The sequence below is a fragment of the Microcoleus sp. AT8-A3 genome, assembly GCF_036705675.1.
In the GTDB taxonomy this organism is placed as follows: domain Bacteria; phylum Cyanobacteriota; class Cyanobacteriia; order Cyanobacteriales; family Microcoleaceae; genus Microcoleus.
In genome coordinates this window covers 1-21,568 of the sequence record NZ_JAUBVD010000052.1, presented here as the reverse complement: position 1 = coordinate 21,568, position 21,568 = coordinate 1, and the positions used below count along the sequence as shown (strand labels likewise).

At 44.0% G+C, this 21,568-nt stretch carries 15 protein-coding genes; 8 read left to right on the top strand and 7 right to left on the bottom strand.

Annotation, left to right across the window (positions count from 1 at the left end):
* The gene (locus QUB51_RS23755; protein ID WP_333053894.1) at positions 1-1,809 is read left to right on the top strand and encodes a PAS domain-containing sensor histidine kinase; all 1,809 of its coding nucleotides are present in this window, start codon (positions 1-3) and stop codon (positions 1,807-1,809) included.
* A gap of 314 nt (positions 1,810-2,123) precedes the next feature.
* Positions 2,124-2,621, top strand: a complete 498-nt coding sequence (locus tag QUB51_RS23750) for a hypothetical protein (protein ID WP_333053893.1) — start codon at positions 2,124-2,126, stop codon at positions 2,619-2,621.
* A gap of 176 nt (positions 2,622-2,797) precedes the next feature.
* On the opposite strand, the gene QUB51_RS23745 is transcribed toward QUB51_RS23750, so the two are convergent.
* Positions 2,798-2,944 (bottom strand): hypothetical protein, encoded by a 147-nt coding sequence (locus tag QUB51_RS23745; RefSeq protein ID WP_333053892.1) that lies wholly within the window; start codon positions 2,942-2,944, stop codon positions 2,798-2,800.
* 452 nt (positions 2,945-3,396) lie between these two features.
* On the opposite strand from QUB51_RS23745, the gene QUB51_RS23740 reads away from it, so the two are divergent.
* Entirely contained in the window at positions 3,397-4,620 is a 1,224-nt protein-coding gene (locus QUB51_RS23740) for a tetratricopeptide repeat protein (protein ID WP_333053891.1), read from the top strand.
* A gap of 242 nt (positions 4,621-4,862) precedes the next feature.
* Here QUB51_RS23740 and QUB51_RS23735 read toward each other — a convergent pair whose 3' ends face one another.
* A complete protein-coding gene (locus QUB51_RS23735) occupies positions 4,863-10,451 on the bottom strand; it encodes a protein kinase domain-containing protein (protein WP_333262952.1) in 5,589 nt (1,862 codons plus the stop codon).
* 438 nt (positions 10,452-10,889) lie between these two features.
* Here QUB51_RS23735 and QUB51_RS23730 point away from each other — a divergent pair, with 438 nt between their 5' ends.
* The 4 genes from QUB51_RS23730 (at position 10,890) to QUB51_RS23715 (ending at position 16,256) form a co-directional block, all read left to right on the top strand.
* Positions 10,890-11,222, top strand: a complete 333-nt coding sequence (locus tag QUB51_RS23730; RefSeq protein ID WP_333262955.1) for a hypothetical protein — start codon at positions 10,890-10,892, stop codon at positions 11,220-11,222.
* A gap of 187 nt (positions 11,223-11,409) precedes the next feature.
* Entirely contained in the window at positions 11,410-11,619 is a 210-nt protein-coding gene (locus QUB51_RS23725; RefSeq protein ID WP_333262957.1) for a hypothetical protein, read from the top strand.
* A gap of 978 nt (positions 11,620-12,597) precedes the next feature.
* Positions 12,598-14,841, top strand: a complete 2,244-nt coding sequence (locus tag QUB51_RS23720) for a TOMM precursor leader peptide-binding protein (RefSeq protein WP_333262959.1) — start codon at positions 12,598-12,600, stop codon at positions 14,839-14,841.
* Between the two features lie 8 nt (positions 14,842-14,849).
* A complete protein-coding gene (locus tag QUB51_RS23715; protein ID WP_333053886.1) occupies positions 14,850-16,256 on the top strand; it encodes a SagB family peptide dehydrogenase in 1,407 nt (468 codons plus the stop codon).
* Positions 16,257-16,531: 275 nt separating this feature from the next.
* On the opposite strand, the gene QUB51_RS23710 is transcribed toward QUB51_RS23715, so the two are convergent.
* The 4 genes from QUB51_RS23710 to QUB51_RS23695 all read right to left on the bottom strand — a co-directional run bounded on the left by QUB51_RS23710 (position 16,532) and on the right by QUB51_RS23695 (position 19,830).
* A complete protein-coding gene (locus QUB51_RS23710) occupies positions 16,532-16,990 on the bottom strand; it encodes an FAD-dependent oxidoreductase (RefSeq protein ID WP_333053885.1) in 459 nt (152 codons plus the stop codon).
* A 111-nt stretch (positions 16,991-17,101) separates the two neighbouring features.
* The gene (locus tag QUB51_RS23705) at positions 17,102-17,329 is read right to left on the bottom strand and encodes a hypothetical protein (protein WP_333232772.1); all 228 of its coding nucleotides are present in this window, start codon (positions 17,327-17,329) and stop codon (positions 17,102-17,104) included.
* 109 nt (positions 17,330-17,438) lie between these two features.
* Positions 17,439-18,521, bottom strand: a complete 1,083-nt coding sequence (locus QUB51_RS23700; protein WP_333262964.1) for an HNH endonuclease — start codon at positions 18,519-18,521, stop codon at positions 17,439-17,441.
* Between the two features lie 436 nt (positions 18,522-18,957).
* Positions 18,958-19,830: an S-methyl-5'-thioadenosine phosphorylase gene (locus QUB51_RS23695; protein WP_333053880.1), complete on the bottom strand. Its 873-nt coding sequence runs from the start codon at positions 19,828-19,830 to the stop codon at positions 18,958-18,960.
* A gap of 209 nt (positions 19,831-20,039) precedes the next feature.
* Here QUB51_RS23695 and QUB51_RS23690 point away from each other — a divergent pair, with 209 nt between their 5' ends.
* Positions 20,040-20,246 carry a hypothetical protein gene (locus QUB51_RS23690; RefSeq protein ID WP_333053879.1) on the top strand — a complete coding sequence of 69 codons (207 nt, stop codon included), beginning with the start codon at positions 20,040-20,042 and terminating at the stop codon, positions 20,244-20,246.
* Positions 20,247-20,390: 144 nt separating this feature from the next.
* On the opposite strand, the gene QUB51_RS23685 is transcribed toward QUB51_RS23690, so the two are convergent.
* Complete coding sequence (locus tag QUB51_RS23685) at positions 20,391-21,230, bottom strand: Tab2/Atab2 family RNA-binding protein (protein ID WP_333053877.1); 840 nt, start codon at positions 21,228-21,230, stop codon at positions 20,391-20,393.
* Between the last annotated feature and the right edge of the window lie 338 nt (positions 21,231-21,568).

Here is a 21,568-nt window from a genome sequence, read left to right as displayed (position 1 = left end):
ATGAAGTCTTTGGGCAAGGCAAAATCAGTTCAGGCATTAACAGTTTACGAGGTGTGGCGCGATCGCTTCCTCCGAGATCGGCTGCGCCCTGCTGTCGGAATTGCCATCTTTTTTGCCTTCACAATAACGGTCTATTTTGTGGGCGAAAGATTCTTAGCTCGCCAGGAGTTTGAAAGTGTTTATTTGTACACTAGCGCTGCTGTAGAATTGGGTTTGTTGACCTGTTTTGTATTGCAAAAAACCTCCTTTGGACAGCGCTATCCCGGTTTGCTATTTTTGGGTTTTTCGTGGTCGCTGACGGTGGTTGTACAGATTGGGCTAGCTGTCGCACAAGTCGGGGACTTACCAATTTTTACCTGGAGTTTAGCGTTTCTGATCCAAGCTACGCTGATGCCCGTCCGCTGGCGCCTCCACCTAATTTCTCAACTCGGCGTTTTGTTTTGCCACGTCGGGATAAATTTGGTTTTAAATCTAAGTTTTGCTAAGTATACTGCTTTTAAGTTGACCGGGTTGTACTTGTATTTGTTTTGGTTTTGTTTGATTTGCGATTTGTCGGTTTATTGGTACGAATGTCTGCAACGGAAAGAGTTTAGTACCAGGCGTGAGTTGGAATCTGCTTACCAGCAGTTGGAGGCGGCGGAGGCGAAGTACCGCAGCATTTTTGAGAATGCGGGCGAGGGGATTTTTCAAAGCACTCCCGATGGTCGTTATATTACTGCCAATCCAGCTTTGGCGCGGATTTACGGCTGCGATTCCCCGGAAGAAGTGACGACAAAGTTTACTGATATTGAGCGGCAGTTGTACGTCGATCCGGCTCGCAGAAATGAGTTTTTGCGATCGATCGAGGAAAGCGGCACAGTATCGGATTTTGAATCTAAAATTTACCGCTGTGACGGCAGTATTGTCTGGATTTCCGAGAAGGCGCGGGCGGTACGAGACAGCAGCGGCGCCCTGCTTTATTATGAGGGTTTAATTGAGGATATCACGCAGCGCAAACAAGCACAAGAATCGCTACGGCTGTTTATCCACGCTCTTTCTCACGACTTGCGAAACCCGGTAGCGGGAATGTTAATGGTACTGAAAAATTGGCAAACGAAAACCGGGGATTCGATCGCAATTCCCCGTTCTATTTTGGAGCGGATGATTCAAGGTAGCGAGCAGCAATTGCGCTTGATAAATTCGCTGTTGGAAGTTCACGCCGGGGAATTGCGCGGTTTGGTTTTGCACTGCGAATCGGTTGACTTGAAAGCGATAGTTGAAGCTGCTGCGACAGATTTGGAACCTTTAATGAATGAGGGTAAAGCTACTTTTAAAAATTTATTGCCGGATGATTTGCCAGCCGTGAATGCGGACAAAACTCAGTTGTGGCGTGTGTTCTCTAATTTAATAGCTAATGCTTTGAAACACAATTTTCCGGGACTGAATTTAACTGTTTCTGCTCAAGTAATTAATGGGGAAAAATTAACTATAAATCAAAGCACAGCAAAACAAAACATCGACAAATTACCGATTACTAATCCACAATCCCCCATTACCAATTCCCAATCCCCAATCCCCAATCCCGGAAGTAGGATGATTTACTGTACCGTGAAAGATGACGGGGCGGGAATATTGCCGGAACAGTGCGAACATCTTTTTGACCTTTACGTTAGGGGCGATCGATCCCGACACTCCGTTGGTTTGGGTTTGGGTCTATATCTTTGTCGGCAAATTATTGGTGCTCACGGCGGCCAAATAGGGGTAATTAGCACTCCCGGTGCTGGGGCAAGTTTTTGGTTTACTTTGCCCCTGGCTGAGAATTTTAGGTAATTTTTTGGTATTTTAAATTACATTTAATCTAGCAATTGTGCCAAATATTTAGAACGTTATTAATTGCTGAAACCATTGCCAAATATGCTTCTTCGTTCTGCAGTGGCTATACTTGTGTTGTGCCGTCGCAGGTTCTTTTTGAGTGCTTCAAGCCAAATCTATCGCTCGGAATATTTCGATCGGACTATTGATATTAATTTAAAACCGTGGTATAGTTACCCAAATGTTTTTAAAGGAAAAATAAATTTCCGATCTTCACATTTTCTTTAGAAACATCATTTAATCTAGAAAATCTCTAAAACTAGATAAAAAATATGCAATTTATGTTTGTCGAGCAAAGCTCAGAAAATACAGCTAAGTACGACTCAGCTAAGTACGACTCAGCTAAATATAACGAGCGGTCGTTCTCAACTTTAATTCGGACTCTCCGTCTTTCCCAAGGTTACTTTTCTTTCGTTTTAGTCAACTGCAACTCGCTGGCTTTGCGGCAGCAAATAGTCGATCGGCTGCAAGCAAATTGTCCCGTGAAACCGCGACAACTGTTTTTGCCCAAATCGGCGACAACTCTCTACACGACAATCGCAGCAGAAATAGATGGCGAAAAGCCTCCAGCTTTAATGCTCCTCGGTTTGGAATCAGTGGAGCCGATCGATCGATTGCTCGTTTCTACCAACCTATTATGCAGCGAATTCAGCAAAAAATTTTCCTTTCCCCTCGTCTTTTGGGTGACGGATGAGATCCTGAGAAAAATCATTCGCACCGCCCCGGATTTATACAATCGAATGACGACAATTAGATTCATCAGTAATTAGTAATTAGCCCATCGATTTTAGATTTTAGATTTTAGATTTTAGATTTTAGGTTTTTAACCGTCAACAGCCCATCGATTTTAGATTTTAGATTTTAGATTTTAGATTTTAGATTTTAGATTTTTAACAGTCAACAGTCAACAGTCAACAGTCAAAAGCCAACTGTCAACTCTCAACAGTCAACTGTTAAATTCCGCTTCCCAAATCAGGACTAATTCTCGCGCCGCCGCAGTTCCCTCAGCAGGAAAACTTGCCAAAAAGTCTTTATCAGCCCCCACGTCGTAAGGCCCTTCCTTAAACTCCAAAATCACAGTATCCTGTGTCAAAGCTACTAACGTTTGACACTCTCCGGGCTAAAGCCACGGAGATTCTTAAGACTTAAGTCTTAAACGCGCTGTCAAATCGCATCTACACGCTCGAAACAACTACTTGGACGAGAAGTATTGCTGTTGCGCTTACTTTTGTTTTTAGATCGCTTTCTGATTCCATCAATAATCCAGTTAGGTACGCTCAACGACTCACTATTACGTGTTTGGACAGGCTCGGCATTGCCGAGTAGCGATCCAACCCAGGAGTTTCACCTTATGAAATCGTTTCAACACGTAGATGGTTGTTCTTACTTGCCTGTCTAAATTATAAACTTTAGCTGAGGATTTATTAGATATTTTAACAAAGTTTTATAATTAAAGCCGTCAAGCTTATGACGGGGCTTCAAACCCAATTTTTTGGTGAACAAATGGGCTAGTCTGGGATCATCGTTATCAGCATCTCTTGACACATGGAAATCGCAACTCAGGTGCGTATCACTAAGGCAATGCGTTTGTCAAGTATCTTTAGAAAAAGTATTAGCCCGATCGCCCTTTTGACTATTCTAGTCTGCGCCAATACCGTTTTTGCATCTGAACCGACGGCGGCACTGTTGGTTCAGCAGCAATTCTCACAGCAGCAACTTAAAGAAGAAATTCGCGATCGAGTTCAAGAAGAAGTTGACATTGCCTTCGGGCGCACGGCGGTACTGCTTAACGGGCTGGTAATTGCCCTAACTTTGTTTCCGGCAGCAGCCGGAGTCGGGGTTTGGTTTCTGTTGAGCAAATTGTCCAAGCAGACAACAATTGCCCGCCAAGAAATTGAAAGTCTCCATTACGATACAATCTCTCAATTAAAACTATTAATTTCCGACGCTGAAACTATCTTAGGCGAAATTCAACACCAAAATCACTCGGCAGAGGCAGAAACAGACCTTTTATTCCCCGATGCCCAAATTCAAGAATTTGCTCCGGTTAACTATGGCAATTACCAACAGCTATTGACGGCCGCCGACTATGCTAAACAGGGAGATGCTTGTTTCTTTGAAAACCGTTATCAAGATGCGATCGCAGCTTACGATCGGGCCCTGCAAATTCAGCCGGATTTAGCCGATACTTGGAATAACCGAGGAGTAGTGCTCACAAGAATGCAGCGGTATCCAGAGGCGATCGCCTCCTACGAACAAGCTACTACAATTCGCCCCAATTATCCCGACGCTTGGAACAATCGAGGCGTGGTATTGTTGGAGTTGCAGAAGTACCAGGAGGCGATCGGCTGTTACGAACAGGCAATTCAAGCCAAACCCGATTATGCCGATGCTTGGAACAACCGAGGCGTTGCGTTTTCCAAAATGCAGGAGTACGAACAAGCAGTAATTTCTTACAATCAAGCCCTACAAATTAAAAATGATTATACTGACGCTTGGAACAATCGAGGCGTTGCACTCTCCAAATTGCAAAAATACGAAGCTGCGATCGCATCCTACGACAATGCGGCTAAAATCCGGCCTGACTTTTACAGAATTTGGTACAACAAAGCCCGATGTTATGCACTACAAGGTAAAATTGAATTAGCCATTGAAAATTTAAAGCGCGCCCTCAATCTCAATCCCAATGTGTGTAAAGAGTTGGCAAAAAGTGAAGCTGATTTGGAGAAGATTCGCGAACACGACGCATTCAAGCAGTTGATTAATTGATCGGAACTAAGTAGATGAGTGGGAAAATACATACAGCCTATTCCAGGTTTATGGAATGTAGGGACAAAGGTTTTCGCCGTTTCCCTACGGAGATATGACGCTAGGCGGGGGTACTTCATAAGCGTGGAATCTGCTGTAATACCAATTTTAAAAAAGAATGCAACAGTATTCTTCTTCCCCCCGCAATGCAGCGGGGGGCTAGGGGGGGTCGAAGAGTGTTGCACGATTTTAGAGAATTAGTATTACTTCTGTTTGATTACTACCAAAGTAATGTCATCAAATACTTTTTGCTCCCCGATGTATCGTCGCACGTCGTCAATAACCGCTTGCTTGATTTCTGCTGCTGACAGTTCCCTGTTAAGGACAACAACTTCAATCAATGGCTCGATACCGTATTGATTTTTCTTCATATCAAAAGCTTCGGTAATTCCATCTGTGTAGAGTATGACAACATCCCCCGAATTCAACTGTATTTCAGTAGAAGCAATGAAATCGGCAATATCTGCTTCCAAGGCGATGGGAAACCCTAACTCGATGGTATCAATCCGCTCTACTTCGCCGCCGTCACGAACGACAATCACCTCTTCGTGCTGTCCGCTCAAATGCAGGGTGTTGTCCCGATATTCTAGCAAAGAAAGGCTCATATTTTTACCGGAATCCATGCGCTCTACGTTATCAAAAAGCGTTTGGTTGACTGTCTGTAATAATTTAACGGGGTCGGTTTCCTTGTGAACCAGCAAAGTGCGAATTGCTGTTTGCGCCATAATCATTAAGACGCCGCTTTCTAAACCGTGTCCTGTCACGTCGCCGATGCCAATGGTGGCTTTACCGCCGTGATTTAGTACGTCGTAGTAGTCGCCACCAACTTCATCAGCCGGTTCCATGAATGCAGCAATTTCTAGCCCTGCAATTGACTCTAATTCCTGCTGTTGAGGCAAAATCATTTGTTGCAGGCGGCGGGTTACGTCTAGTTCGGCACTCATGCGAAGGTTTTCTACTTTTAGCCGTTCGTTCAAAACCAATATTTCTGTATTAGCTTGGGCTAATTGTGCGGTGCGTTCTTCTACTTTTTGTTCTAGGGTTTGATAAAGTTGGGCATTTTCTAGGGAAATAGCAGCTTGGGAAGATAGGAGTTTTAAGACTTCTAGTCGCGCTGGGGTGAATACTTTTTTGGCTAGGTTGTTTTCTAAGTAAACTATACCCATGAAGCGACCTTGATTGATGATGGGAGTACAGAGTATGGATTTGGTTTGACGGGCAACAATATAGGGGTCGGCGGCAAACATCGCCTCGGTGGTAGCATTGTTTAAGACGGCACTTGTTTGGGTTCTTTCTACATAGTTGATGACGCTCATGGGGAGGATTTCGGGGAGGGGCTGATGGGGGATTTGTGAGAGGGTGATGTTGTCGCCTTCGACTTGTCCGACGGCTTCTACGGTGAATGTGTTTGAGTGTTTGAGCAGCAAATATCCGGTTTGTGCGCCGGCATTTTCTATGGCGATTTTGATTAGTTTTGTCAGCAATTCACTGAGGACTATTTCGCTGGAAATGGCTTGGGCGGCTTTGAAGACGGAGGCTAAGTCAAATCCTTCTGAATTGCTGCTGCTGGTGATGATGGTGGCTAAGGTGAGGCTGGTTTCTGCGGGTTTTTGAGCGTTGATTTTGGCGAAGAATTGGGGATATCGGGTTTCTAAGTCTTTGACTTTGGCTTTCGCTCCCCAGCGGATGTAGCAGTAGTATGCTTCTAGTAGGAAGAAGCGGGCCATGTTTTCTTGGCCGCGAGTGAGGTGAAATTCGCCGGTGAGTTCGTTGGCGAGGGCTTCTTCTTGGGTGTATTGCTGTTCTCTGGCCCCGGTGATGGCCGCATCGTAGAGGGTGATGGCTGCGGGGTAGTTTCCTAAAATTCGGGCTTTTTCGGCTTCTATTAGGTCGTATTTGTGTTGGTAGTTGGCGGGGCAATTGTTCGCCCAATGTCTCATTGTTTGTTGATTGGTGGCTACTTGTTCGAGATATTCTCTCTGTTCGGTTTCGCTGACGTGGGGATATTGAGCGAGGAGGCTGAGGGAATAGTAAAAGTTGAGTTGTGCTGTAGCTATCAAGCCGCCAACAGGGGCTTTATATTTATCTGCTTGTCGAGCATTTTCAATGGCAGCTTCCCGTTCTTTAAATAAATATGAAAGGAGGGTTTTAAAAGTATATATAAAAAACAAGTTAAAATAGTTATTTATTTGTAATGCAGCTTCAAGAGACTCTTTTTCATTATATTGAGCGCCAGTTAACTCAGTTGGTCGGTTTGACTGACCTAATAGACTCAAGAAAAGTTGTCGATAGAGCTTAATACATTCAAAAGAATAAGATTGCTTTAGTTTGCCAATCAAAAATACATACTCTCTGGTTTTAACCTCAAGCAACTCTAAGTCTTTACCCGCAAAGAATACATGAAGATGATTGGTTAGAATTGCATAGCAGGCATACTCTAAGTTTCCTGTTTCTAGCCCACTATTAAAGCCCTCTTGCAAAGAATCTATGGTTTCCCTAACATGGTCTTTCCAGTGTCTAATATATGAGTTAAAGGCGTGTAGAACAATTACTTTTATCTTTTTGGCATTAAATTGCTCGAGCAATCTTAAAGATAACTGACCAACTCTATATCCTGAATCAATATTTCCCCCAGTAGTCAAAAAGATACCATAATTAACATAAATGGCAGCAACTAAGGGAGGATTGCCGTAAGTTAAGCAGAGATCGACCATTGCAAATAAAAGTCGAGATCCTAATGCAGGATTCGTAATATAAGCAGCAGAATAAACTGTTAACATAATCCGAATTGTGGCCAATTGATAAGGATCGGTCATTTCGGAAATGGCTGCTAAATCCTCAATTTGTTTGTTTTCTTCTGCCAGTTTTATAGCAATTGCATGAATCAAAATTCCGGGGTCTTCCGACATTTGAGACAGCGATATACCTAATTTTTCCAGCACTTCCAGTCCTGTTTCTATTGCTTCTGAAAACCTATCTTGAGAAATATAAGACTGAATTTTAACCTCATAAACTTTCACCATATCTAAAAGCGTTTTCGCCTCTTGCAACACAACTTCTAAAAGCTGTTCCGCCTGTTCAAAATTGGCGTTTAAATATTCAGATTCTACGGTTTCCACATAAATAGGCAGCGTTAAGTCATAATCACTCTGCCAACTATCGGCAGCCAGCAGTCCCAAACTGATATTAAAATAATTAACCGCCGCTTCAAAAGCTGCGGATGCTTTAGCTTTTTGACCTGCAATCAAGTTAAGTTCTGCTAACAGGTTTTTGTCTGACTGGGTAGCTAGTAGCGGTAATTCTTCTGTGGTTGTCTCTATGCCAAAATTCAATTGATTAACCAGGGCAAAAATATTGTTTTTGCGTTCTTCTGCTGTGGTATTTTGCAGCAGCAATTGACCGATTTGGAAGTGAGTTGATTTTTTATCGGTTTCGGGAATCAGAGAATAGGCAGATTGCTGCACTCTGTCGTGCAAGAATTTGTAATCTACTTTCACATCTTGCAGCCGCACTGATTCAGATTCCGACTCAGCAAATACCAGGGTAATTTTGTAGGCTTCCGACAGGGGCAAAATCAAACCCGCCTGAAGCGCTGGCCACAACTGCGCCCCCGTTACTAATTCTGATGCTTCGTTGACAATGGCTAAAACATCTAAGTTGAAAGTGTTGCCAACGCAAGCGGCAAGTTTTAAGGCTTTCTGAGTAACCTCTGGTAGCTTTTGAATGTTTCTAGCAATGAGTTCGACCACATTTAAATCGGTAATGCCAATGGCTTGGATTGCCTCGATATCCCATTGCCATTTATCGCTGCTGGCTTCATAATGCAGCAGGTTTTCCAAGGCGAGGGTTTTCAGCAGTTGGGTTAAAAAGAAAGGGTTGCCTTGGGTTTTGCTAAACAGGAGTTGGGAAAAGGATTGAATGCGTTTGGTGGCTGCGGATTCATTGAGAGTATCGGCTATCAGTTGGCTAACATGATTGATGGCTAAAGGTTGAACGGTGATGTTGTTGAGATTTGCCCCGGATTCGCGGATTTTTTCTAAGGTTTGAACTAAGGGGTGAGTGGGGTTGACTTCGTTATCGCGATATGCTCCAATGATTAACAAATGTTGGCTGTCAGAATCACCCATCAGCAGTTGCATGAGTTTCAGGGAGGCTGCATCTGCCCACTGCAAGTCATCTAAAAACAGCACAACGGGGTGTTGGGGCTGACAAAAGACTTTGAGGAATTGTTGAAAAACTCGATTGAAGCGGTTTTGGGATTCTGTTGGCCCTAATTGCGGCACTTCTGGCTGGGTGCCGATAATGAATTCTACTTCGGGGATGACATCAATGATGACTTGGGCGTTGGGGGTGAGGGCATCTAAGAGTTGATGTTTCCAACTGGCAATTTGTCCGGCATTTTCTGTGAGTAATTGGTTAATTAAGGCTTGAAAAGCGGTGATGATGGCTGAGTAGGGAATGTTGCGGTTAAATTGGTCGAATTTGCCGGAAATGAAGTAACCGCGTTGGCGGACTATGGGTTTGTGGACTTCGTTGACAATGGCGGTTTTGCCTATGCCGGAATAGCCGGAAACTAGGATCATTTCGCTGCTGGAAGGGGAAGGGGAAGGGGAAGGGGAAGGGGTAAGAGTTGATTCCTCGGTTTGATCCCCCCCGGCCCCCCTTGATAAGGGGGGAGTAAGAGTGGAGGAGGATTCTGCTTCTGAAGCATGGTTTTGAACCCCCCCGGCCCCCCTTGCTAAGGGGGGGGTAAGAGGTGTTGGGGTAAGAGGGGATTCTGCTGGTTCTAAAGCCCCCTTAGTAAGGGGGTTGGGGGTTAGAGATGTCGGGGTAAGAGTCGAGTGGCTAATTCTTTCAAAGGCGGCTAGTAATTCTATTACTTCCTGTTCGCGGCCGTAAAGTTTTTGTGGAATCAGGAGTTGGCTACCTTTGTCGCGGGTGGCAATGGCAAAAGGTGCTATTGTTCCCGTAGCAAGCAACTGATTTAAACAACTTTCTAAGTCAAATTTTAATCCCGCTGCGCTTTGATATCTCTCTTCTGCGGTTTTGGCTAAGAGTTTCATGACGATATCAGAAATAACTTGGGGAATTTCTCTAATTTCACAAAGTGGTAAAGGCTGTTTAGCTAAGTGACAATGTATTAATTCCATCGGCTCGACCGTGGCAAAAGGTAACTGACCCGCCAGCAGTTCGTATAAAGTCACTCCTAAAGAATAATAGTCGGTTCGGTAATCTACGGAGCGGTTCATTCGCCCCGTTTGTTCTGGGGAGAGATAGGCGAGAGTACCCGCTAGTTCCGAGGGGTTGCTAACAGATTGATTTTCTTGTTGCAGGCGGGAGGATATGCTAAAGTCAGTGAGTTTGACTTCGCCTGTGGTAGAGTTAATAATAATATTAGCCGGTTTAATATCTTTGTGAATAATCGAATGGCGGTGCAAATAATCTAAGGCATCTATTAAGACAATGGCAATTCTCAGAACTTCTGTTACAGGTAAGGTTTGGTTAGTAAGTAACTGGTCGAGAGAGGAGCCGCCAAAATCTTCTAAGATTAGGGCAAAGCTATTGCGATAGTTTTCTAGGCTATAGACTTTGGTGATACTAGAACTGTCTAGGGGTTGGGCAATTTTGTATTCATTTCTGAGGCGGGTGACTTCTTCCAGAGTGGGGTACTCGGATTTAAGGAGTTTGACGATAACGGGTTGCTGGTCTGCTTCGCGGTAGCCTCGATAAACCAAACTTTTTACGCCGCTGTGAAGTTCTTGTACAATGCGATATCCGTTAAGTCCGAGCATAGTCCGTGCGCTAGTTGGTATTGTACTTGTTAGTGATATTAACCTATCGGGAGTGAAAACCACTGTATCATCAAGAAAATCCGTAAAAATTCACATTTTGCACCACGATAAAAAAGCTGTAGGGGCGGGTTCACCAACAATATTTGGTGAAAATCAACCATCTGATAAACCCGCCCCGGCCGGAATATTATGATGGTCAATTCATCGGATAGGATATGACATGAAGCGATCGGGAGATTTGCCGCCCAAGTGGGGGCGGGTTTATGAGATAATCGATCTTAACCAAATATTGCTGGTGAACCCGCCCCTACAACATTTAACATAATACAATCAGCCCTGCCGCGGTCAATAGTTGCCAATCGAAACTGTAGAGAACGCATCTGCTATACAATAACAGCAAAATCTATATTTCCCGCAAAAGGGAGCTAGGAGAAAATTATGGCTTTTCCCCAGGATTGGAGAAGTTGGGAAACACAAATAGCCCGACTGATTGGTCAAGCATGGTTGGACGAAGCTTTGTATAACAGCCTACTGAACGAACCCGCAGCCACGCTGCGAGACAATGGGTTAATTCTCGAAGATTTCGTAGAAGTCCAAGTAAATCAGGCTGCCGATGCAGTTCCCGTCCTTCGAGGTACTGAAGGGGAGACGGTTATTTACGAACTGCCCCTACCTCCCAAACCCGACGATCTGACAGAGGAACAGATTAGGGATTGGCTTGAGGGGCGGGCTGATGGATTCCCAGGCGAAATTAATGCCTGTTCTTGCTAAAGTCCCTTTAGCTTCCCCCAATCTGCGCCCGTAGCTTGCCAGTTTTTCGGCCCCGCTTGTCTAGTCGCAGCGGGGCCGCTTCAGGAGAGTTGGTGTTTCCGCAGTTGACAAGCGGATGAGACTGTTGTACTGTATCGGCATTAATTGCCAGAACAAGATTAGGTTGATCTAACAGAGGAATATAATTATGTCAGTTTTGCAACAAGATTTGACGGCGAGCGAACTGGAAATCTCAAAGGCGATCGCCCAAGCTTGGTTAAGTGGTGTTGCTGAAGGTACGATGATTGGTGAAATGCGCTTGCCCGCGAAACCTGATAATTTAACAGACGCACAGATTAGCGATTGGATTGAGGGTGGAACAGAGGTAGGCCCTGGCATTATTCCGTTGAGTTGCTAAAGTCCCTTTAGCTTACCGCAGGCGGAACCCGTAGCTTGCCAGTTTTTCGGCCCCGCTTGTCTAGTCGCAGCGGGGCCGTTTGAGGATAGTTGGTTTTTCTGGGGTTGACAAGCGGATGGGACTATTGTTAATTTATCCCAATTAATTGCCCGAACAAGATTAACTGCATCTAACAGAGGAATATATGTCGGTTTTACAACAAGAGTTGACGGTTAGTGAACTGGAAATGTCCAAGGCGATGCCCAAGCTTGGTTAAGTGGAACTCTATAGTCACAGCGGGGTCTCTCGATGAGAATTAGCTTTTCGGGCGATCGACTATAGTTAATTTATAGATTTAAATTTTTAAGAGTATGGAAACCGTAAATATCGATCGGGCTAAAACGAAAAAGATTGAATGAGGAGGCGATCGTACAAATAGTTGATGAAACGAACGAATTGTGGTTTTCTGTTGCTAGTATTTGGGAAATAGGTATCAAAGTTGCGATCGAGATACAGCATATTCCATGTATATATGGTACACACAATCTTGTCGTAGGTAAGGTGCGTCGCCACCAGTCAATCTACAAGTTCCATTTAACTTCTCACAGCGACGCACCCTACAGAAACTTAAGCTTTTAGTCCGGCAGTCCTCTCGCTCACCCGGCAGTCCGCCAGGGGTTGAAACCCCTGTCTCATAGCGAAAGTCCTCTGAAAGAGGACTGAAGAACTGATTAGATCGGGTTCGGGTAACTGCTGATAATATTATGTCCGGTCGATCGCTAGTAATACAAACCTAACTTATTGTAATTGTGCGATCGGACATGATATTAGTCCTCTTTGAGAGGACTTTCGCTATGAGGCAGGGGTTTTAACCCCTGCCGGACTGTCGGTTGTATGTTAAGATCATTTGTTAATAATTATCAAGTATCTCAGCGAACTCGCCCCGGCTTTGATATTATCCTAAAATCTATTCAAAAATTATATTAAACACCATTCAGGATGCTCTACCAACCAAAGTTTAAAAATTGCTTCACCGTCGAAATCATCAAATCGGTAGGAGTATTCCTGATCTCCGAGTCAGATTCCTTCGTCCTCTCAGGCCACCTTTACGAACTATTAACCCCCTTAATCGACGGCCACAATACCTCCGATGAAATCGTCGCCAAACTGCGAAATCAAGCCTCACCCGCAGAAATTTACTATACCCTAGCCCTGCTAGAAAAACAAGGCCACCTCATCGAAAACGACACATCCCTCCCCGAAGAAACCGCCGCCTTTTACACTCTCTTAAACATCTCCCCCCAGCAAGCCGCATCCCGCTTGCAATCCCTGAAAGTTGCCGTCATTTCCTACAGCCAAATCCCAGCAGAAACTTGCATTAGCGCCCTAGAAACCCTCGGTATTCAAGTCTCAACCACCGCAGATATCACCCTAATCATAGCCGACGATTACCTGCAACCAGAACTGGGAGAATTCAACCAAAAATCCCTTCAAACAGGCCAACCTTGGCTACTCGTCAAACCTACAAGTTCCACAATTGCGATCGGCCCGATTTTCCACCCCGAAACCACCGCCTGCTGGGAATGTCTCGCCCAACGCCTGAGAGCAAATCGCCCCACCCAAAGCTTCATCCAGCGTCAAAATAACTACTCAAAACCCTTATTAAATCCCCCATCTTACCTACCTTCCACCTTACAAATGGGTTTAAATTTAGCCGCCACAGAACTAGCAAAATGGATTGTCCAAGGCGAAAATAAAAATTTAGAAAATACAATAATTACCTTTGACACCAAAACCCTCAAAACCACCAATCACACCATAACTAAACGCCCCCAATGCCCCGAATGCGGTCTACTTCCGCCCCAAGAAATCCAGCCCTTTGTCCTCCAAAGCCAGAAAAAAACCTTTACCGCCGATGGCGGACATCGCGGCTTTTCCCCAACCGAAACCCTGCAAAAATTTGACAGCCAAATCAGTCCCATAACCGGAGTTGTGCGCGGTTTACTCAAAGTTCCCCAAACAGCCAATGCTTTAACACCGAACTACTTAGCCGGCCACAATTTCGCTACGATGTTCGATGACTTGTACTTCCTCAAAGAAAACTTACGGGGCAGAAGTGCCGGCAAAGGCAAAACCGACGAACAAGCCAAAGCCAGCGCCTTGGGAGAAGCCATTGAGAGATATTCCGGTGTATTTCAAGGCGACGAAATTCGACAAAAAGGCAGCTATCAAACAATGGGAGAAACCGCAATTCACCCCAATGATTGCATGGGTTTTAGTGAAGTACAATATAGCACTCGCCACGACTGGAATAGAACCTGTAAAAGCTTCTTTCAAAGAGTCCCCGAACCCTTCGATGCCGGCAGAGAAATTGACTGGACACCAATTTGGTCATTAACTCATCAACGAGTCAAATATTTACCCACAGCTTACTGTTATTACGGCTATCCCAAACCCGAAAAACCCGACTGTTGGGCGGACTCCAACGGTGCCGCCGCCGGCAATACCAAAGAAGAGGCAATTTTGCAAGGGTTTATGGAATTAGTGGAGCGAGATAGCGTTGCTTTGTGGTGGTACAATCGGGTTAAAGTCCCCGCTGTTGATTTAGATAGCTTTCACGATTCCTACATTCAAGAACTCAGAAACTATTATCAAAGTATAGACCGCACTCTGTGGGTTTTAGACCTCACCAACGATTTTAACATCCCCGTTTTTGCCGCCCTTTCTCACCGCATCGACAGAGAAATCGAAGATATTATTTTTGGTTTTGGCGCACATTTTGACCCCCAAATTGCCCTGTCTCGCGCCTTAACAGAAGTCAATCAATCTTTACCCGCAGTATTAACTTTTAACAGCGATGGTAGCACAAATTACGGAGTTTCCGACGGCCTCACCGTTGAGTGGTACAAAACCGCCACCCTAGAAAATAAATCTTATTTAACGCCCGATACTTCCCAACCTTTAAAATTACTATCTGACTATCCCCACTTAGCCAGCGATGATTTAAAAGCAGACGTTGAAAAGTGCGTAAAAATAGCTGAAACATTAGGCTTAGAAACCTTTGTTTTAGATCAAACCAGGCCCGACATTGGCTTAAATGTCGTCAAAGTTATAGTACCAGGAATGCGGCACTTTTGGAAACGCTTAGCAGCAGGGCGACTTTATGACATTCCCGTGAAATTAGGCTGGCTAGATGCACCCATCCCCGAACACCAAATCAACCCATTCCCGATATTCTTTTAAGCTTAATTATGAGTGAAACCATCCCCCAAATCATCCTAACTTTTAAGCCAGAAATTTCTATAATTGAGGATGCCGAAAAAGGCTTAATTTTAAAAGCCCCCTACATCGACTTTAACCTCAACAAACTCTCTCCCGGAATTGTCGCCGCGATTAAAGTTATTTCTACCGCAGGCGCAACCGAAACAGCCCTAACTCAACTGGTAGTTTCTACCGATGGCAGTTCCGCCCTCGCTAAATTCTACTACTACCTAGAACAATTTGTCATCCTGGGTTTAGTTTACCATACCTTAGAAATAGACGGCAGTGCGATCGCTACAGCCGTCCCCATAGCCACACCCTATAAATGGCAATTATCAGACACAATTATTGATAATAACTATCAACTTTCACGCTTTGCCTATTGCCACTCAGAAAAATCACATCTTGTGGTAGAATCGCCCCTTTCCAAAGCGAAAATTATCCTCGAAGATTGGCGCAGTGCAGCTTTAATCAACGAAGTCTCGCAACCTAAAGCCATCTCGGATTTAACCAAAATTCCGGGGATTTCTGAACCCACTGCCCGATTATTTATCAGCTTTTTGTTAGCGACTGAAGTGCTATCATCTGTTAACAAGAATAGCAGCTTAGAACAAAGTGAAACTCTAACTCAATGGGAATTTCACGATTTATTATTTCACTCCCGCAGTCGCGGCGGCCGCCATTCTAATCTCATTGGCAAAACCTTTCGATTTTTAGGAGAAATCGAACCCACACCCGTACTCAAAGCCAAACCTTCCAACGAGATTATCAATCTTTATAAACCTGACATCGACAGTTTGAAACAAACAGATACACCGTTTACAGCAATTTTAGAATCAAGAAAGACAATCCGGCAACATGGAGAAAAACCGATTACTGTTGAACAATTAGGAGAATTCCTCTATCGTTCCGCGAGATTGCGCGAGATTGTCCCCAGAGATAACATGGATTGCAGCAATAGACCTTATCCAACCGGAGGCGCTTGCTACGATTTAGAGATTTATACTGCTATCAATTCCTGTGAAAATATTGAGGCTGGCTTGTATTATTATGCACCCGAAGAACACCAACTTTGTAAAATTTCTGGGAAAACAAAGCAGGTAGAAGCATTGCTAAAAAGTGCAGGATTGTCAGTACAGATAGAGGTAGAACCACAGATTTTAATTCTGCTATCCTCTCGGTTTTCGAGAGTAACTTGGGGCTATGAATCAATGGCCTATAGTCTAATATTAAAGCACGTTGGGATTTTGTATCAAACGATGTATTTAGTGGCAACAGCAATGAATCTGGCGCCGTCGGGAGTGGGCGGGGGAAATTCCGAGTTATTTGCAGCAGCGGCAGGATGCGATTATTTTGCCGAATCTTCGGTGGGAGAGTTTATTTTGGGGAGTCGGTGATTAGTTTCCGTTGGTGTCAACTTAAGCTGTCAGTCCGCCCAGTTCTTTCGTCCGCCCGTCAGTCCGCCAGGGAATGAATTCCCTGTCTAATAGCGAAAGTCCTCTCAAAGAGGACTAATAGACATCTCCAAAAAAGCGAGTTTTGAACAGGCAAGATGCCTGTTTCACAAGAAATATAGTCGAGGTAGAATGAGTTTTTCAGTCCTGTTCAGAGGACTTTAGCTATTAGCCAGGGACTTAAGTCCCTGGCGGTCTGGGAAACAGTAAAATGAATTTTACGACCCCAAATCATAATTGGGTGGCAACCATTCAGGCCGACTAAACTTAAAGTTTTCTTCTAACATTAATTCTGCACTATTTAGCGCTCCTTGCACCCATCCTTGCATATTTGAATAGGCTTCGCCGCAGACATAAACATTAGCAGCATGAATCGGATGCCGCATCTGTTTCATCACTTCCCAGGGCTGACAGCGGGGGTTCCAAGAGTGCCATCCTCCCCCGTAGGGATCTTTTTGCCAGTCGATATAAAGGGCGGTATAAGGTTCTGGAATATCTGCTAAATTGTGTAGGGCTTTGAGTTGTTGCTGGGCCGTCCGTACCATATCCTGAGAAGGAACTAAGGGGTCTGTGGTAATAGAACCATCACTTTTCAGAAAAGCTCTCAATTCCAGTTTTTCGCCTCGTTCTCCGCGAAAAGCTGGACGTTTTTCTGGGTTATCTGGATTATAGGCCATCGTTCGCCAAAAACCCGCAGCAATATTATCAGGAAACAGACTTAATAATAGGGAGTTGTGATTGTTTGGATCGCCCCCTTGGGCGCTTTCTGTACCGAAGTAGTAACACTTTTACATCGGCAAATCTGTAGCCGAAGTACCACCATGAATATCTAGTTCGTGCCACCAAGGAGTATGATAGCCGAGGAAAAGTTTGTAAGCGGGATCGCCGCTAACAGTTTGGATATTTTCCTGAAAAGTTGAATTGCTAAATAGGAAATTCTGCTGGTTTTCTACGGCCAACAGTTCTAGCGATCGCTTCGGCATTGCTAAAATCCGATGTTCGCGAACACGAGGCATTCAAGCAGTTGATAAGTTAATAGCTGTAATTCTAGGCTGCGTGACCACAAATTATTTCAAATTTATCACTGATGACTAATAAAAGTCACGCGCCGAAAAATTACGCTATCTACATTCGATCTATCAATTCATCAGAAGTCACACAAAGTCTTGTGCTGTCTCGATTACTTTTGCCAATATTACACTTTTTGCAAAGAGTTTGTAGATTACTCATATCGTTAGAACCACCTTTTGAACGGGGGATAATGTGGTCAACTTCCAATAAAACTCCATCTTCCCGTGCCGATCTACCACAGCTAAGACATTTCCATTTATCTCTAGCAAGTACAGCCCACCATTTACCTGCTCTCACAAAAGAATAACTGTCTAGTTCAGGCATTTTTGAAGAATCGAAATCTTCTTCCTCGCTTTCTTCTGTTTCTATGTCATTTTCGGTATTTTTAAAAGCGAGATAAAATTCTTTGAATTGCTCAAGCCTATTTTCAAGCTGAGGTTCTCGTCCTTCACCAATAAAAATAAATGATTCTGCTAAAGCATATAAGAGGATGAATGCAATAATTAGTTCAGACAATCCTCGCCCTGGACTGACAGGAAAGTAGTATTTTGGTGATATCAACCTTATAGCTTCTGACCCTACTTCTTCAGGCACAATTGCCTGATGAAGAGGCAGAACTTCAAATTCAGGATTATACGTCGTATGTGAAATACGTGCTACCGATAATAGTGGCATTAAAACCTCGCTATACTTAGCGACGAGTTGGGAAATTCTTGCCACGTAAGCATCATCTACGCCTTGACGAAATGGCATTAGCTCAGCATGAATTGTTCCACTAGGAAATACCTTAAACGTCAGATAAGTGGGATGATGAAAGAATGGCTGTCCATTTCTCTTGAGAATTTTGAGCGGTTTGTCACCCCGTTTTGCAATAATTCCAATATGAACAAAGCCATAGTCTTTGTTCTCCTTTGCTTTATCTCGATGACTTGGAGAGTAGGCAAAAGTCATTCTCTCGTATGGATTCACATCGTAGACTTGCGCCACAACATCAAGGGTATAACGCAGTAACTTTTCTAGCCGAGGGAAGAAATAATTTTGCAGTGTTGAAAGCCTGGTTTTAGTGTCAGGGATATTGAAAATTTGAGTATCCCTCTCTACAAAAATTACTTCATTAATATTGTGACTATCTGGCACGTTTTTGACTCCATGTATTTCACGAGCTATTCAATCACACCGATCGATATCTGGCTAGTTTGCTGTATTCCTAACTTGTGGTGTGAAATCCAATGTGACTTTTCCTTCGTACCTAAAATTGATAGAGATTGCTGTTTTATTAGACTAAGCAAGCCAAATATTTATTATAGCGAAATTTTTCGTATAGTCAACTCCTAAGTCACAAAAAGCCGAAACTTAGAATTAGATTTACAAGTTGATACAGTACGGCCCAAAAGAAGTCGTTCTATGCCAACTGTTCTCACACGAGAGGAAGTTATAGCAATTATTCATCATTTATCGGGGTCATTAACTGCTCGTAAAATTACTTTCACGATTAGATAGTTGACATGACCCCGACGGATAGTATGCGCTAGCTCAAGATTGTGGCATTTACTGGCGCGAAACGGATGACTAATTACAAATACTTCTGCAACAACAAACCCATTTTCTCCTTAGTTGAGGCCGGCACTTGATCCAGCCGAGTCAGAATTGCATATTTCAACGCAGAATGTGCATCAGAAACAGGTGGATTTTCTGTTAGTCTACGGACTGTTTCTTGAATGACTTTTTGAGCATTCTCTGCATTTCGGTGCAAATTTGCTATTACCATTTCTACTGTTACGCTGTCGTGTTCGGTATGCCAGCAGTCGTAGTCTGTGACTAATGCTAAAGTTGCGTAGGCAATTTCAGCTTCTCTAGCTAATTTTGCTTCCGGCAAATTTGTCATCCCAATGACTGTGGCATCCCAACTGCGGTAAAGGTTTGATTCTGCTTTTGTGGAAAATGCGGGGCCTTCCATGCAGACGTAAGTGCCGCCCCGGTGGAGGTTAACGTCGGGGAGGTTCAAGGATTCGATCGCACTTGCTAACACTTTAGCCAATTCGCCGCAAACCGGATCGCCGAATGTGATGTGACCGACTATTCCTTCTCCAAAAAAGGTAGAAACTCGATTTTTTGTGCGATCGATAAACTGATCCGGCACTACCATATCTAAAGGTTTCGCCTCTGTTTTCAGGGAACCAACCGCCGACGCTGAGATTAAATACTCAACTCCCAAACTCTTCATTGCATAAATATTTGCGCGATACGGCACTTCTGATGGCAAAAAAGTGTGGTTGCGGCCGTGTCTAGCCAAAAATGCTACCGGCGTACCGTCCAATGTTCCCACAATTGCGGCATCCGATGGCGATCCAAAAGGTGTATCAATTTTCACCTCTTCAATATCCTTGAGGGCCTCCATTTTATACAAACCGCTGCCGCCGATAATTCCGATTTTTGCTTGTGCCATTTTTACCCTCTGCTTGAGTTTTACCACAGTGATTCTATCGGGCCAGAGTTAAGTTGACGTAAAGATAATTAAAGATTTCGTGACAAAAGTCACCCTGCATACACTATTTTGTCACTAAAATTATGTGATCTTAATCACTAAGTAGCTTCACAAAATCTTTAAAAATAAAGATACACAGTTCTGTTATCAACTTTTAGCGTGTGAAGACCATGACAGTCAGCTCTGCTAACCTCCCCAAAATCTCGATCGAGGCGATCGTCGATCGCATCTTTGCTTTCCGTCAAATTACCCCCCTTGACAGACGGCTGCTGAAATCAGCAATGCTAGCCCAGAAAGGTCTGAACGAAAAAGACCAGTGTCACATCAACCGAGTTTGTCAGGGCATCCAAAACGGCTTGATTTTAGTTGTAGAATAAATTTGCAGCACTATCTCTTGCGAGCTCAACAAGCTGTTTGAAAATTTGTGTCTGAGTCTGTATCTGCTAAAACTGCGTTCGAGCGCTGTTTTACTATTTTTCGGCGAGCGATTTATCAACATCACAAATAATATTATTTACATCTTATCGATCGAGATTCAACAGCCAAAAGCCTGTATAAGTCATGCCACTATCATCGGGCTGGACTAACAAAAAATGTAATCCTTTACTTAATTGCTTGCGCTGTTGGTAAATTTGGGCCGCGGCTTTCACCTCGCTATCTTCAAAAGTAGCCACAACCCACCTATCTACTAACCCAGCTTCCAATATCAATCCGTCTGGTTCTCCAGCAATATAATTCAAAGCAAAAGGTTTGGCATCTTGAAGCCATCTAGCCAAGCGCATAGACTGGCGTCCACCGTCAATAACAACTCCCGGTACGGGTACTGTTGAGGCCAAGCCCAAATTCAGCGGTAACAGTAATTCTGGCATTTCCAAAATTGGCAAGGGACGCCCTTGGAAAGCATCTTCAATGTCGCCGGCGGGTAGGGAAGCAAAACGCCAGCCATCGCCCCAGAGGTTTTCGGGTAAGGGTACGGGCGGCGGCGAGTCAAGGGCGATCGCACTGTAAGTTTCACCTGTATAATTAGGCATACTCAAATATTCTTTTGCGCGTTGTTGCAGCAGCAATTTGAGAGCAGCAGTGCGGCGAGTCGCTTCCACCTTGACACCCAAAACTTTGCCCGCAGCCTCAATTAAGCCCAGAGACTGAGGCCTAAATACTTGAATTAAATCTGGCAAATTCTGGGTTTGAGCTTGCTGCTGCAACTGCGAGGCTAGCCAATTAGAATTTGCGTCCCCCTGGCTGCAAACAGCGCTAAATTGAAAACTGCCTTCCGATTCGCAAATTAAGAGTTCCCACAGTGGTTTACCAGTTTCGTCTTGGAGAGGGCGGCGGTAAAAATCGGCTTGCCAAATACGCATAAATAATTAAAATTCAAAATCTACAACTCGATCATTTTAATATAGCTTGGGGACAATCCGATACAATACCGAAATCTGAAAAAAAACTTCTAGCTATATATTCTCAGTTCATAGTTGAGTTTTATTTCTACTAACACCAGTTAAAAATAATGCAACTGTAGGTCCGCGATCCCAACCGTGACAGTCATCAGTCATCCCCTATTTTCTCATCTAAAATCTAAAATCTAAAATGGTATAAAGGCTCCCTTAGCCATTTTCCATTAGGATCGCGAATTAAATAACTTATAATTTTAATTGTTATTGTGGGATGGGCGTCCCGCCCGTCATGAGTGGACGGG

Bases quoted from the DNA above. Each gene is read 5' to 3' on its own strand.
- QUB51_RS23730 (WP_333262955.1), top strand. From the start codon at position 10,890: ATGGCTTTTCCCCAGGATTGGAGAAGTTGGGAAACACAAATAGCCCGA.
- QUB51_RS23715 (WP_333053886.1), top strand. From the start codon at position 14,850: ATGAGTGAAACCATCCCCCAAATCATCCTAACTTTTAAGCCAGAAATT.
- QUB51_RS23735 (WP_333262952.1), bottom strand. From the start codon at position 10,451: ATGCTCGGACTTAACGGATATCGCATTGTACAAGAACTTCACAGCGGC.
- QUB51_RS23705 (WP_333232772.1), bottom strand. From the start codon at position 17,329: ATGCCTCGTGTTCGCGAACATCGGATTTTAGCAATGCCGAAGCGATCG.
- QUB51_RS23685 (WP_333053877.1), bottom strand. From the start codon at position 21,230: ATGCGTATTTGGCAAGCCGATTTTTACCGCCGCCCTCTCCAAGACGAA.
- QUB51_RS23750 (WP_333053893.1), top strand. From the start codon at position 2,124: ATGCAATTTATGTTTGTCGAGCAAAGCTCAGAAAATACAGCTAAGTAC.
- QUB51_RS23755 (WP_333053894.1), top strand. From the start codon at position 1: ATGAAGTCTTTGGGCAAGGCAAAATCAGTTCAGGCATTAACAGTTTAC.
- QUB51_RS23690 (WP_333053879.1), top strand. From the start codon at position 20,040: ATGACAGTCAGCTCTGCTAACCTCCCCAAAATCTCGATCGAGGCGATC.
- QUB51_RS23720 (WP_333262959.1), top strand. From the start codon at position 12,598: ATGCTCTACCAACCAAAGTTTAAAAATTGCTTCACCGTCGAAATCATC.
- QUB51_RS23695 (WP_333053880.1), bottom strand. From the start codon at position 19,830: ATGGCACAAGCAAAAATCGGAATTATCGGCGGCAGCGGTTTGTATAAA.
- QUB51_RS23740 (WP_333053891.1), top strand. From the start codon at position 3,397: ATGGAAATCGCAACTCAGGTGCGTATCACTAAGGCAATGCGTTTGTCA.
- QUB51_RS23710 (WP_333053885.1), bottom strand. From the start codon at position 16,990: ATGGCCTATAATCCAGATAACCCAGAAAAACGTCCAGCTTTTCGCGGA.
- QUB51_RS23725 (WP_333262957.1), top strand. From the start codon at position 11,410: ATGTCAGTTTTGCAACAAGATTTGACGGCGAGCGAACTGGAAATCTCA.